The organism is Streptomyces sp. NBC_01334 (genome assembly GCF_035983595.1).
Classification (GTDB): Bacteria; Actinomycetota; Actinomycetes; order Streptomycetales; family Streptomycetaceae; genus Streptomyces; species Streptomyces coriariae.
This window is the reverse complement of sequence record NZ_CP130718.1, coordinates 9,477,576-9,489,942: the sequence shown is the minus strand read 5'-3', so window position 1 is coordinate 9,489,942 and position 12,367 is coordinate 9,477,576. Positions and strand designations below refer to the sequence as shown.

Below are 12,367 nucleotides of genomic sequence, written 5' to 3'. Positions count from 1 at the left end.
GTTGCGTAGGTCGCTTCCAGCCTGAGCATGAGATGCCAGGAACCTCGTGTAGAGCTCCCGCCGTGTTCTGTGCCATTCGGCTGTCGTCTCTCGCTGTGTCTTCCGGCGCTCCACCAGCAGTGCCGATCCCATCGCGATCACTGCGCCGACGAGTGTGGCAAGTAGCGATATCCAGGTCACTTCTGAACAGTAGGGCGCCTTTGCAACCAACTGCCCAGTCATGTCATGCAGTTGCTGTCCTGCTCACCGGCCCGGGGCACCGCAGCGCTGGGACTTGCGGTGACTGCATCAGATTGATGAAGCGGCAGATCGGTAGGCGTCCCAACCGATCTGAGGCACTCTCTCGAATTCCTCCGCGGTAGGCGCCTGCTCGGGGGCCGGGACCGTCTCAGTCTTCCCGAGACCCAGGTGGGGCCGATTCCGGCGGCCGCTCCAGGTGTGGACGCCGACGCAGACTCCGTTTCGACCGGTCGGCGCCCTCACGGGGGCAAGCGGCCCCATGCACGTCGCCGGTCCTGCTCACGCCCTCATCAGGTTCTCCAGCCGCGTATCAGACCAGCTGTCGCAGCCACGAGTCGAGAGCCGCATAGTCACTGTCTGTCAGGCCATGGCAGGGATCGACACGATGGAGCAGAGCGCGTCCCCTGTAGTGGGCAGCAACCCAGGCCCGATCGGTGTCTGTGACCTCGTCGTCGACCCAGGCGAACGGGCGCCCCGCAGCCCATTCCACAAGCGTGCGGGTCTTCCAGTGCAGTCCGTTCCGCTCGTCCTGGTCATCGATGTCGGACGGGTCCGGCCAGACCACCACCGCCAACTGGGGCAGACCGATACGGGGTGCGATGCACTCGTTCGCGTCAGCCATCCAAGTCGTGGCCCAGACCACCTCGCACGGAAGCGCCGCCAGCCGAGGCCCGTGCTCGGGATTGATCCTGGTCAGGAGCGGATTCACGTCGGCACCAAGCGGTTCGGAACCCGTCGCACGGGTCGCATACGACTCGGACACTCCGCCGAATGGGATCAGTGGCCCGTCCACATCGAGAAACAACAGGGAACGCTGCACAGAGCCGGTCACGGGATCACGATAGCGACAGGTCTCCACTGGTTACTGCCTCGACAGCCGAGGTCCCGCAGCCGACGGCCACCCCGGCGGCTGCTGTTTCCTCGTGAACATCCACGGGCCCCAAGACCCGCAGCACAGGCTCGCTCCGGGGCTGCCGCGTCTGGGCGGAGTGCCGGGTTCACGCCCGGCCCCGCCGCTGACCCGGCGGTTCGGGCAGCGGCGGATCCTGCTGCTGTCCGCTGTGGCACGCACATTCTGGACGATCCACCGCTGCTGCCGGCAGAGCACTGACTACGTGCGTTGTCGATGGCCTTGTCTCGCCGCCGATCGAGGGATGCGCACCCTTCCACGCGATGATGACCGGCTCGACCAACGCCCCTGCTCATCGCTTCATCGCTCAGATCAGTCTCGTCGGACTTGCGCTCGCGCGTAGCAACGAAGGGCGGGAGGAAGCAGCCGCACATCTAGTTCCGGCCGCGATCTATGCCACTGGCTGGTTCGTGGTGCATGGTGAGGTGCGGGTTCCGCCTCCCCCGGGGCAAGGATCCCCTTGCTGGGCCCTGCCGTCTGCTACGGATGCCGGGGCCCGCCGCGCCTCCCGGCTCCCCACGGGAGGCATGCGGCTGCCCCGGCCCGGACACGGAGAACCTCCGCTCGGCTGCCACCGGGATCGGCGACCGGTTCGATCCCGCAACCCCCGGCCGCCGCGCGATCAGCGACACAGATTCGGCGCCGTGGATTCCAGTGAGAAGTACTCGCTGCCGTCCCCCTCCGCCGACCCGCGGGCCCAACGCAGCTCTGCTCGACTTCGGCATGCCGGCCGCATGCCCCCGGAGTCGTCAAACGGCCGGTAGCCGGACCAGGATCGGCAACGCGATGGCGCTTGCCGCCCTCCGAGTGCAGCACCGCCCCTCGGCGGGACGGGCACCGAAAGCACACCTTGCTTTTATCGTCATTGAGACGATAACCTCAGGATCATGAACAAGGCGCCGTCACAACTCACCGCCCAGGCCTGCGAGATGACCGACGAGGAACTGGCCCGGCAAGCAGCGGAAGTGGCCACGGACTGGGTATCCGCCGACACTCCCCTGTCTCAGGACCAGGGATGGCATCTGGTAGGTCTGCAATACGCCGGGTCCGCGCAGGGCGAGATGCACACCCGGGACCGCGTCGGAGCGTGGCGGCAGCAACTGGTCCAGGCCCTCAAGGCCGCCGACGGCTCCGCGGAGGGTGCCGGCCGTATCGCCACAGCGAGGAGCGAAGCGGTCGCGCAGATGCGCGACATGCTTCTCGACGGCATTCGCTCGGCCGAACAGCTCAACAAGACCTGGATCAGCCCCACCGACCCTCGAGCCGCGCTGCGTGCCTTCATCAGCCGGCACCAGTAGACCGGCGGACGGCACAAGGATCCTGGCGACACCGGCGAAGAGTCTCAACGAAGGAGTGTCCATGGGCTATGACTGGCTCGTCGAGGGAAGCATCGAACTGCGCCCGCCAGTCCCGCTCGCACGGCTGACAGAGCTGCTGGGCCAGGCCGCTTTCCACGGAAAGTGCCAGGTCGCACCCCTGGGGCTGGCCGAACCGGAGTTGGCCGAACTGGTCACACGAGCCCGCTGGGTGCTGGTTCCGCACGCCGAGGCGGGCACGGACAGCGAAGGCGGTCCACAGGCCGTCGAGTATCTGCGTGTGCAAGATCCCGGGGTCGAGTCGCCCGAGGTCGACGCGCGGCTCGAGGGCCTGTCGACAGTGATGGGTGCGGACCACGTCTTCGTCGGGCGGCTCCGCTACTGGGGTGACGCGGGGGGTGAGGACGGCGAGATCGTGCCTCCTGCGAACGGCAAGTCGCCGTCGTGGATCCAGATCGGCGGCCGGTTCTGGTGACGACGCCCCGCAGAGGTGCGCAGCCCTGACAAGCCCAGCGCCCCGCCCATTCGCGCCTCGCGTCGGCGAGCCTCGCCTCGACGGGGCCTGAGACGACACACCGGGCTCCCGAAATCTACGGGCGGGCGACGCGGCTCGTCAGGCAGCCGTGACCGGCACAGCTTCAGTAGGTCAGGGCCCTCTTTACGTACGCACGCCATTACATGCACACGAGCACCCCTCTCCACACGCGACAGACCAGAACAGGCACGCCTCCTACGCCCCGCCGGCACCGGATTAGAGGCAGACTCCCCTCCATGAGCACCACGCGACGCCGACTCGGCACGGGCCCGAGCACCACCACGAGCACGCTGACCACGGACACCGGGCCGAGGCTTCTGCCCGCCGAACGAGTCGCCCCTGACGTGCTCCCGGGGGATGCCGAGCATCAGGACCTGGCCGGCCACAAGGGCCGACGAAGCCTCGGCCCGGGCATCGAGACGACACCCCAACGACCCACGGTCCAGGACCGCGAAGAACGCTGTTGAAAACCCGAGATCCCCACCCCACCGTCGAGCTCCGTGCCGCCGTGGCGATGGCCGACGCCGCCCTGCGCAACTGGCCACTCACCTGAGACTCGCCGGGCCTACGTCGTTCGGCCAGGTTCCCTGGTAGCCGTGTGGGAACGGTCGACGAGACGGCGTCGGCCTTCAACAGACAGCGGGGCGTTGCGGTGAAGGGATGGTCTCTTCACGGCCATCGGATGTGCGCCGTGTGGGTGCGGAATCGGCAGGAAGGCGAACCGCCACTCGCGGCAGGAAGCAGCCGACGAGAGGCCCCATGCACAGTGCGATCAGCACAGTGCCGACCCCGACGGTTCCACCCAGAAGCCAGCCCGCACAGGCAACAGCGACTTCGATACCGGTGCGAACAAGGGCGACGGGTAGGCGGGTGAGCCGAACAAGCCCGGTCATGATGCCGTCGCGTGGTCCCGACCCGAACTGCGCGCCGAGGTAGAGCGCGTCAAAGAACGCCAGAGTGACAAGACCGAGGGCGAGGTATCCGATCTCGGCGACTGGCCCCTGTGGGCTGGGGAGCACAGCCGCGGTGGCATCTGCGGCGAGGCCGACGATCACGACGTTGAGGATCGTGCCGAGCCCGGGCAGTTCTCGCAGAGGGATCCATGCGATCAGCACGAGCAGCGAGATCAGGTTCGTCGCCCAACCCAAGAGCGTATGGGGCGGCCTGCGCACAGGCTGGATTCGCGCGCTTCCCTCTCTCCTGGAACGCGTCGAGAAGGCCCGTCCCACGACTGACCTCGGCACCCCCGTCGTCGAACAGCTCGCCACAGCCGTCCTCCTGAACGAGCACCAAACCCAGCGGCCGGACACGCTCCAGCAACTCAGGTCGCAACGTGACGCCCTGCGGCAAGCACTCACCGAGTGCCTACCGGACGTCCACGCCCTGCAACCAGCCGGTGGTGTGACGCTATGGGCAACCTTCCCCGGGCCCGTCAGCTCACGGCTGGCAGCCGTGGCGCCGGACCACGGAGTGACCATCGCGGCCGGACCCCGATTCGGGATCGGGGGTGCGTTCGAGCGGAACATCCGACTGCCGTACACGCTTCCTTCGAGTCAACTGGTCCAGGCAATCCGCAGACTCGCGCAGGCAGAACAGGCACTCGCACGAGGCGCTACCGGAAGTCACACGCCCGCACCCGTCGCATGAGCGTCAGGCGGGGACAGCCGGACCGCGTACGGATGACCGCTCACCGTCGCCTGCTCCGGGTCTCCTCCAGGCCGACGAACCTGCTTGTCGTCCTTGCCGGAGGCGAGAACGCGACGACCGGCGCGGGACGGAGGCGACGCGGGCCTGCCAGACCTGCGCTCACCTGCCCAACCACCGCCCCGGACAAGGCAATCAGGGCCCGTCCCCCTCATTGGGTCAACCGTTGCAGGCGGCCGTGAGCACGATCTTGCCCTGGATGTGCCCCCGGGCGGCGCGCTCGTGCGCTGCTCCGGCATCCCCGAGCGCGAACGTGCTGTCGATCGCGACGCGGACCCTGCCCGCGTCGAGCAGGCGCCCCAGTTCAGCGAGTTGTGCGCCGTTCGAGCGAACCTGCGCGCTCGAGACCGTGACGCCCAGCTTCGCGGTCTCTTCTTCGTCGAAGTCCCCTGGGAGCACGGGGAACTGGGCGCCACCGCGCTTGAGCGTACGCAGGAGTCGCTTGCTGTCGGGCCCGCCGACGGTGTCCAGAACGAGGTCGACGTCGTGCACGAGTTCCTCAGGACGACTCTTGGTGTAGTCGATGAACTGGTCGACCCCGAACTCGCTCAGGAACGATTCATGCGCACCCGATGCCACCGCTATGACACGTGTGCCCTTCCACTTCGCCAGCTGTAGCGCGAAATGCCCCACTCCGCCCGCGGCGCCGTTGATGAGCACCGTCGTGTCGGCGTCGAGTGCCGTCGGGCGATGCGGCGCCTTCTGGAAGGGCGAGGGGTGACCGTGTCCGACCTCGATCAGGAACTGCCACGCCGTCAGCCCGGCCATGGGCGCCCCGGCGGCGTGCACGTGGTCGATGCCGGCAGGCTTGCGTGCGAGGTCCGCCGCGGGCGCGGCCACGTACTCGGCGTATGCGCTGCCGTCGAAGCTGGGAAAACGCAGCAGACCGAAGACCTCATCACCTACGGCGAGGCCGTCCACGTCCGCGGCGACGGCTTCGACGACGCCCGACACGTCCGTCCCCGGAATCACCGGCAGCCTGACCGTCGATTCCGTCTCCCCTGGCATCCTGGTCAGCCCGCCGCGCAGGTACCAGTCCGGCGGATTGACGCCGACCGCGTGCACGCGAACGAGCACCTCACCCGGCCCCGGCTCGGGGATCGGCACCTCGTCGTAGCGCAGGACTTCCGGGCCGCCGTGCTCGTGGAGCCGGACCGCCCTCATCGTGTGTATCCGCATCATTTTCTCCTGCCCGCTCCGCGGGATAGGCTTATCCGGATCAGCGCTCCACATAAGTGGACCACTGATCCGAATATATGGACCACTGATCCGGATAGTCAAGAGGGGCAGATGCGGGCCGACGCCAGGAAGAACCGCGACCACGTGCTCGCAGTCGCGGGAACCGCCATCGCCGAGCAGGGCTCGGACGTGTCCATGCGTGACATCGCGCGCAGGGCCGACGTCGGACTCGCGACGCTGCTGCGTCACTTCCCGACGCGCGAGGCACTGCTCGAGGCCTTGCTCCGCACGAGCTTCAACGGGCTGACGGCAAAGGCAGGCGAGCTCGAGACGTCGAACTCGCCCGAAGACGCTCTCGTTTCGTGGCTACGCGACTGCGTCGCATGGACGACGGAGTATCAGGGTGTGACCGCGCTGATGACAGCAGCCATCGAGGACACCGACTCAGCGCTGCACGCGGCGTGCGTCACGTTGCGTGCGGCCGGTGCCCGGCTCCTCGCCCGCGCCCAGGCCTCGGGCGCAGCACGGACCGACATCGATGGCACCGATCTCTTCGCACTGGTGGCAGGGCTCGCCTGGCTCAGCGATCAACCCTCACTCGCCCCACGCGCCGATCACCTCTTCGACGTTGTCGCGAGCGCGATCCTGACGAATCCCGCGAGCACCGATCCTGGGGAAACGCCGCCCCCGGGCCCGTAGTTGGAATCGCAGCGAGATGGTGCGCTCACCTTCGGAGCCATCGGCTCAGGTCCGGCACCCGGCGCCGGCGAGGTGAGCACGTCGAGCCGCTGCCTCAGCTCCTGGCCGCCGGTCGCCGGCCGCCAAATTGACCCAGGCTGCCAAAGGAGTCCTTGAAGGCTTGCGCGGCCCGAGCGGACCCGCAGGGCGATCTTCATGCAGCGGAGGCTCCCTGAAGCCTGCCTGCTCAGCGGACACCAGCCGGTTGTCGATCCCCCGGCTCTCGATCAGTCCTCGCTCACCAGGCCCCGCGGCTTCGTCGACGTCGAGGACAGCGCGGCCGTCGCCGTCCATGCTCTGACCGACGAACACGCCCCCAGCACCGATCTCGTCCTCACCGGGCCGGAGGCGCTCAGCTACGACGACATCGCCGCCACCATCACCCAGGTGACCGGCCGGCCCGTGGACCACCAGCGTCTGGCCTACGAGCAGATGCGCGACCGCCTCATGGCGCAGGTACCGGCGGAGTTCGCCTCGATACTGGCCGGCATGGACCGTGCCATCGCCGAGGGCGTGGAGGACCGCGTCACTGACACCGTCCAACGCCTCACCGGTCGACCCGCGCGCACATTCCACGCTCTCCTCGAACGAGAGATGGAATGAAGCAGCTCGGCATCGGCCTCGTGACCCACTCCCCGCGCGGCGCGACTCGTCGTCGGCGCGCGTCCACGTTGCGCGGGCCTGTCCGGCCTGAAGCCCCGGAGATCGACGAACAGTTGGCCGTCGGGGAACCGGTCGGGATTGCAGCGCGCCCAGTGCAGCATCGGCCAGTACTTGCCCACCCCGCCGGCACCGGCAATGGCCGAGACGACCACCATGCCCGCCGCAGCCGGCAGCTCAGCGGGTTCAACCAGCCGCAGATCCAGCTCCGCAGCCAACTGACGCACCGACGCGAGCTGCGGATCACGGCGCTTGCCCGCGGGCCGTCCCCCGGCTTCTGCCGAGCACTGGCACTCTCATGTCAGCCCGGTTGGAAGAACGCGAGCATCTTCTGGCTCGCGTCCGGCGACGCCAGGATTTCCTGGATGTACGCGGACTGCCGACCGGCGGCGCTGGTGCGTTCGAACATCTCGCGTTCGTATTCTCTGACTGCGACCGGAAAGTCGTCCGGGTGCGCGGCCAGCGCGAGGCCGAGCAGGGCGCCGTCGAGCAGCGCCATGTTGGCGCCCTGCCCCACCGGCGGCATCAGGTGCGCGGCATCGCCGAGCAGCGTGACGTCCGGCCTCGACGGCCAGGTCAGGCCGACCGGGAGAGTGGTGATCGACCGCGGCAGGACCGTGTCGTCGCAGGCGGCGATCAGTGCGGTGAAACGTGGGTCCCAGCCCGTGAGCAGGTCGATCAGCCGCCCCCGAGCGGCGGCCGGCTCGTCGAACGGGATCCCGTTGGTGGCGAACCAGTCCTCGGCGGTGCTGGCGGTGTTGGCGGTGTAGAAGCTGAGGCCGATCCACACGCGGCCGTCGCCCTTGCGCTGCGCCGACAGGGATTGTCCGTTGCCGAGCACCCAGTAGTTGCCGCGTCCCAGCATCGCCGCGAGGTCGGGGTGGGTGCGGTCGATGTCGGGGATACCGAGCTCGACGACGTTCTGGCCGGTGTGGGTTGGTCGGGCGTCGGTGAGCAGCGCGCGGACCCGGGAGTTCGCGCCGTCGGCGCCGACCAGCAGGTCGTACGTCGCACTGCTGCCGTCGGCGAAGTGCAGCAGGCCGTGGTCGGCGGATTCCACCGCGTGCCCCCAGCGCACGGCGTGTTCGGGGAGGGAGTCCAGCAGCAGGTTGCGCAGATCGGCGCGGTCGACCTCGGGTCGCTCGAGCGGGGCGTCGTCGGGCGTATCCTCCTGCAGCAGCAGGGTGCCGTCCGGCTCGAGAAGGCGCAGGTCCTGGCCTTCTCGACGGGCAATCGCGTGGAACCGGTCGATCAGACCGGCCTCGCGTAACGCCCGTTGCCCCGTCCCGGAGTGCAGATCGAGCATGCCGCCCTGACCGCGCGCGGCGCGCGACGACTCCCGTTCGTACACGACGGCGTCGATGCCGTTCATGTGCAACACGCGGGCAAGGGCCAGGCCTCCCAAGCCGGCTCCGACGATGGTGATGGTGGTGGTCATGGTTGCCTCCGATTCACGGCATTGATTCCTCGCGAGAGATCGACCCGTGGCGCGCGTGGGCCACCGCCGGCGGGGCGCCGAACGCGGTCCCGGACTCGCCGATCGCCTCGTTCGGGACGGTGGTCAGCCGGCCGGCCCCCTACGGCTCGGCGAGGCACGACCACCAGAGCGTGACGGCCGACGGCGACGACCCGCCAGGCTTCCCGCTGCGCCTCGGTGGACGCGGCGAGCGCGCCTGTGAACCACGCACCGGTCGCCGGCGAGATCGGTGCCGGCCCGTGGTCGCTCACCACGCTCCCGTCCTCGCCTGTCCCACAGACAGATTCCGGCCCTCTGTTCAGCCGGTTCACCGACGGAGCCGGGGCGCGAGGACCGTGCGCACGACCTTGGCCACGTTGTTCGCGGCGGATCCGTCCTCTTCTCCGGGTTCCGGTTCCAGCACACGCTGGATCTGCAGCAGCAGCTGGTGGCTCGACCGCCAGAGCGGGACGAACATGCCGGCCACCGGCCCGACGCCCTGGATCGGGCCGTTGGACAGCTCGGTGACCTTCTTGGCGATCGTGACCGTTGTCGGGTCCCGCAGGATCAAGTGCACCTCGTCGTCGACCACCCGGATTTCCATCTTGCGCGCGGCGGCCTCCTCCGGGTTCGCGTCGGTGGTCGTCTCCGGATCCAGTTCGTCGATCTTGGCGGCGACCGCGTCCGGGTCGACCCCGAGTTCGCGCAGCACCTTGGCCGCCATGCTGTTCTCCGCCCGCAGCATCGCCTCCAGCAGGTGATGGCTGCCGACCGGTGCGCCACCGGCCAGCGCACTGGCGACGGACACGGTGTCCTCGGTGGCAGCTGTGCCGGTCGGCCATGGGCCGGCCGCGACGTCCTGCGATCCTTCCGATGACGCCAGCACCGCGGCACGGATCTTGCTGATCGGATTGATCCGCCCGGCAAGTACCTTCGCGCCGACGCCCTCGCCTTCCCTGACCAGAGCAAGCAGGATGTGCTCCGTACCGATGTAGGTGTGCTGCAGTTGCAGCGCCTCGCGCAGGGCCAGATCCAGCGTCTTCTTCGCGCGCGGCGCGAACGGGATATGGCCGCTCAGCTCCTGCGTACCGGGCTTGACCACCGCGGCGATGTCCACCTGCGCCGTCTCCTTGCTGTACCCGAGCTGGTGCAGAACCTTCGCCGCCATGCTGTCGGGCGCGTCGAGCAGCCCCAACAGGATGTGCTCCGTGCCGATGTAGTTGTGCTTGAGCAGCCTCGCCTCCTCCTGAGCCGTGACGACCACCTTGCGGGCTTCCACCGTGAACCTCTCGAATGACATGGTTTTATGGTCTCAACCCTGTCAATACACTGCTATTGATAGGGTCACCGTGCTGAAGGGAGGGTGTGATGGAGACACCGTCGGACTGGGAGGACCGGCTCGCGCGTTGGCGGAATGAGCTGGAGCTGTTCGAGCAGCTGGACGAGACACCCTGGGTCACGCTGGCCAAGGCGGAAGCGGAGACCGGCGTTTCCCGCTCCGCCCTGCGGTCCTGGTATCGCAATGGGGAGATCCGGTCCCGGCTGGTGGACGGCCCGAACGGGCCGCAGCGCCTGGTCCAGTTGGACGCGGTGATCGAGCGCGCCGCCGCCTCTCCGCGCATTCAGCGCAGGGCGGAACGGGAAGTCAGCCTGGAAGCCCAGGTCACCCTGCTACGGCACCGGGTGGATCAGCTTGAGCTGCGGCTGGCCGCGCTGGAACGGAAGTGACCAACGCGAGCAGCACCATGTCATCGGCGCGGAACGGTGCCACCGTCGCCGGATCCGCCTGCCTCATCCACGACCAGGGTGTACGGCCGGTCCATCGGCGCCCGTAGGAGAGAACGGGACGGCACCGGGCTTGGAGTGCGCGGCCGGCTCCACCGCGGTCCGTGCCGCGTGCACCATGACGTGTTCCAGCTGCGCCTGCTCCAGCAGTCGCCGATCTTGTCGCCTCAGCCGGCTGTCCACTGGTGCATCGCGTACACGGCCGGTCGGCGGCGAGGCCGACCGGGCTGCCCGGAACCGGGAGGCGCGGACCCGGTCGGCGACGTTCTGCTGAAGCAGTGTCCAGGCGTGGGGCACGGCGGTGTCGAAGTCCCGCGGAACTCGGCCGCATACCTCCCAGCCGTCGCCGGAACCTGCTGCCGAGTTCCGTCTACAAACCGTGTGGACTCAGCCACCGCTCTTTCGACGGAACGACCGCTGACTCGCGGCCGGGCCGTGCGCGCCGTGGATCTTCGACGTGTCGGTGTTCGCGGCGAGGTCGGTGGCGTCCGCCTGCTTGCCCTGCTTGCGCGCCAGGGCCTCCCGGAACTTGCGCTTCAAGTCGTACTGGCCGTCATCGTCGGGCGAGAGGGCACGGCTCTCGCCGTCAACCGGCTCCGAGCCTTCGGGCAATGGAGACTCTGCGGCCATGGTGACCTCCTGGGACTGGGCAGTGGAAAGCACAGCTTGTCATGACGAGCACCGCTCCAGGCACCAGCCCTCGTCCCCCACTCGCCAACCGCCGTGGCGGGTGGTTGGCACTGAACGTGGATGAGGACTCTCCCCGCCGCCCGTCGCCCTCACGGCGAGCGGTGTCGGCAACTGGACTGGATCCCGGAGAATTCCCGTCCCGTCGGAGGCGGCGAGTGCGTCGGCCCCACCTCAGCCGATCACGAGCACAGCTTGCCTCGCAAGCGGCCCTGTTCGCCGATGCGATGGGTTGCGGCGATCTCGGCAAGCGGGAAGTTCCGGTTGAGGGGAAGCCAGAACCCCCGGCGGTAAGCAGGTGGGCTGCGACAATCAGAATATGACCAGCCAGGAGATCCGGTTCGACTGCCGACGCCATGCCGATCGTGGCGTGCTCGAAGTCGTCCCGTGCATCGACGGAATACCACTCACCACCTTGATCGACCAGTTCGAAACCGACGCGGGGATGCAGCCAGCCGGAGGCGCCTACGGGGGCCTTGTCCCGCAGTTCTTCCGGTTCGGCCCGATGGAAGACCACTTCCACGGACGATCCACCGGCACGAGGGGGCCGAAGACGCCCGTACTGGGCTGCGAATGCGGCGAGTGGGGGTGCTGGCCACTGATGGCTGGTATCACCGTGACACCTGCCCACGTAACTTGGGATTCCTTCGCACAGCCCCACCGCACGTCACGCGACTACTCGGGGTTCGGCCCGTTCCAGTTCGACCGCGTTCAATACGCTGACGCCGTGCAAGTCCTGAGTGCAGCGACCAGCACTGACGACACGTGAGTCGTCCCTTCGGCTCAGCACGGGAAGGAGAGGCCATGTTCGACGACGTCGCCGGACTACGCCCCGAGGAGGCCGCACGCTGGGTCACGCTGGTCGAGCAGTCCCGGCCAGTCCTCGAGAACGACGGGATGGCGGCTGTCCAGTCCTTCCTGGCCGAGCGCGGTGTGAGCACCGTCCAGGCGATCGCCATCACCCGGGCTCTGCTGGGGACTGCGGAGACACCGCTTCAAGTCGCCATCGACATCGTGACCACGAGTGCGGTTCGGCAGTGAATTCAGAGAACCCCGCGTCCCATACTCACTCCCGCGACCCGATCCCGCCCAGCGCAATCACCCTGCGTCCGTTCGCATCGTCACAACCTTCTGGACGCAATCGGCGGCCTCTTCCC

At 68.3% G+C, this 12,367-nt stretch carries 13 protein-coding genes and 1 pseudogene; 8 read left to right on the top strand and 6 right to left on the bottom strand.

The genetic code is table 11. The features are described from left to right. Positions 1-550: 550 nt before the first annotated feature. A complete protein-coding gene (locus tag OG736_RS42115) occupies positions 551-1,072 on the bottom strand; it encodes an HAD domain-containing protein (protein WP_327187173.1) in 522 nt (173 codons plus the stop codon). Positions 1,073-2,037: 965 nt separating this feature from the next. On the opposite strand from OG736_RS42115, the gene OG736_RS42110 reads away from it, so the two are divergent. From OG736_RS42110 to OG736_RS42100, 3 genes are all read left to right on the top strand, one after another. After that, positions 2,038-2,448 carry a hypothetical protein gene (locus OG736_RS42110; protein WP_327187172.1) on the top strand — a complete coding sequence of 137 codons (411 nt, stop codon included), beginning with the start codon at positions 2,038-2,040 and terminating at the stop codon, positions 2,446-2,448. A gap of 61 nt (positions 2,449-2,509) precedes the next feature. After that, positions 2,510-2,941, top strand: coding sequence for a hypothetical protein (locus tag OG736_RS42105; protein ID WP_327187171.1), 432 nt, complete (start codon positions 2,510-2,512; stop codon positions 2,939-2,941). Between the two features lie 296 nt (positions 2,942-3,237). After that, positions 3,238-3,468, top strand: a complete 231-nt coding sequence (locus tag OG736_RS42100; RefSeq protein ID WP_327187170.1) for a hypothetical protein — start codon at positions 3,238-3,240, stop codon at positions 3,466-3,468. 162 nt (positions 3,469-3,630) lie between these two features. On the opposite strand, the gene OG736_RS42095 is transcribed toward OG736_RS42100, so the two are convergent. Both OG736_RS42095 and OG736_RS42090 read right to left on the bottom strand, forming a co-directional pair. Beyond that, positions 3,631-4,149, bottom strand: a complete 519-nt coding sequence (locus OG736_RS42095; RefSeq protein WP_327187169.1) for a YczE/YyaS/YitT family protein — start codon at positions 4,147-4,149, stop codon at positions 3,631-3,633. Positions 4,150-4,864: 715 nt separating this feature from the next. Continuing rightward, entirely contained in the window at positions 4,865-5,884 is a 1,020-nt protein-coding gene (locus tag OG736_RS42090; RefSeq protein WP_327187168.1) for an NADP-dependent oxidoreductase, read from the bottom strand. A gap of 111 nt (positions 5,885-5,995) precedes the next feature. On the opposite strand from OG736_RS42090, the gene OG736_RS42085 reads away from it, so the two are divergent. Beyond that, positions 5,996-6,583: a TetR/AcrR family transcriptional regulator gene (locus tag OG736_RS42085; protein WP_327187167.1), complete on the top strand. Its 588-nt coding sequence runs from the start codon at positions 5,996-5,998 to the stop codon at positions 6,581-6,583. 291 nt (positions 6,584-6,874) lie between these two features. Further along, positions 6,875-7,225: pseudogene (locus OG736_RS42080) on the top strand (ergot alkaloid biosynthesis protein); the annotation flags it as partial. Positions 7,226-7,583: 358 nt separating this feature from the next. Here the strand turns inward: OG736_RS42080 and OG736_RS42075 are convergent. Together OG736_RS42075 and OG736_RS47385 are read right to left on the bottom strand one after the other, a co-directional pair. Further along, positions 7,584-8,720 (bottom strand): FAD-dependent oxidoreductase, encoded by a 1,137-nt coding sequence (locus OG736_RS42075; RefSeq protein ID WP_327187166.1) that lies wholly within the window; start codon positions 8,718-8,720, stop codon positions 7,584-7,586. A 346-nt stretch (positions 8,721-9,066) separates the two neighbouring features. Then, on the bottom strand, positions 9,067-10,038 hold the full coding sequence (locus tag OG736_RS47385; RefSeq protein ID WP_442817139.1) for a Clp protease N-terminal domain-containing protein: 972 nt from the start codon (positions 10,036-10,038) through the stop codon (positions 9,067-9,069). Positions 10,039-10,106: 68 nt separating this feature from the next. Between OG736_RS47385 and OG736_RS42060 the strand changes: the two genes are divergently transcribed. Then, positions 10,107-10,466: an excisionase gene (locus OG736_RS42060; protein ID WP_327187165.1), complete on the top strand. Its 360-nt coding sequence runs from the start codon at positions 10,107-10,109 to the stop codon at positions 10,464-10,466. Positions 10,467-10,910: 444 nt separating this feature from the next. Here the strand turns inward: OG736_RS42060 and OG736_RS42055 are convergent, their stop codons facing one another. Further along, complete coding sequence (locus OG736_RS42055) at positions 10,911-11,153, bottom strand: DUF5302 domain-containing protein (protein ID WP_327187164.1); 243 nt, start codon at positions 11,151-11,153, stop codon at positions 10,911-10,913. 376 nt (positions 11,154-11,529) lie between these two features. Between OG736_RS42055 and OG736_RS42050 the strand changes: the two genes are divergently transcribed. Then, entirely contained in the window at positions 11,530-11,979 is a 450-nt protein-coding gene (locus tag OG736_RS42050; RefSeq protein WP_327187163.1) for a hypothetical protein, read from the top strand. A 35-nt stretch (positions 11,980-12,014) separates the two neighbouring features. Next, positions 12,015-12,251: a hypothetical protein gene (locus OG736_RS42045; RefSeq protein ID WP_327187162.1), complete on the top strand. Its 237-nt coding sequence runs from the start codon at positions 12,015-12,017 to the stop codon at positions 12,249-12,251. Positions 12,252-12,367 lie beyond the last annotated feature (116 nt).

What these genes read in the sequence shown, in the direction of transcription:
- OG736_RS42110 (WP_327187172.1), top strand. Translation starts at nt 2,038, where the DNA reads ATGAACAAGGCGCCGTCACAACTCACCGCCCAGGCCTGCGAGATGACC.
- OG736_RS42100 (WP_327187170.1), top strand. Translation starts at nt 3,238, where the DNA reads ATGAGCACCACGCGACGCCGACTCGGCACGGGCCCGAGCACCACCACG.
- OG736_RS42075 (WP_327187166.1), bottom strand. Translation starts at nt 8,720, where the DNA reads ATGACCACCACCATCACCATCGTCGGAGCCGGCTTGGGAGGCCTGGCC.
- OG736_RS42055 (WP_327187164.1), bottom strand. Translation starts at nt 11,153, where the DNA reads ATGGCCGCAGAGTCTCCATTGCCCGAAGGCTCGGAGCCGGTTGACGGC.
- OG736_RS42085 (WP_327187167.1), top strand. Translation starts at nt 5,996, where the DNA reads ATGCGGGCCGACGCCAGGAAGAACCGCGACCACGTGCTCGCAGTCGCG.
- OG736_RS47385 (WP_442817139.1), bottom strand. Translation starts at nt 10,038, where the DNA reads ATGTCATTCGAGAGGTTCACGGTGGAAGCCCGCAAGGTGGTCGTCACG.
- OG736_RS42050 (WP_327187163.1), top strand. Translation starts at nt 11,530, where the DNA reads ATGACCAGCCAGGAGATCCGGTTCGACTGCCGACGCCATGCCGATCGT.
- OG736_RS42105 (WP_327187171.1), top strand. Translation starts at nt 2,510, where the DNA reads ATGGGCTATGACTGGCTCGTCGAGGGAAGCATCGAACTGCGCCCGCCA.
- OG736_RS42045 (WP_327187162.1), top strand. Translation starts at nt 12,015, where the DNA reads ATGTTCGACGACGTCGCCGGACTACGCCCCGAGGAGGCCGCACGCTGG.
- OG736_RS42060 (WP_327187165.1), top strand. Translation starts at nt 10,107, where the DNA reads ATGGAGACACCGTCGGACTGGGAGGACCGGCTCGCGCGTTGGCGGAAT.
- OG736_RS42090 (WP_327187168.1), bottom strand. Translation starts at nt 5,884, where the DNA reads ATGCGGATACACACGATGAGGGCGGTCCGGCTCCACGAGCACGGCGGC.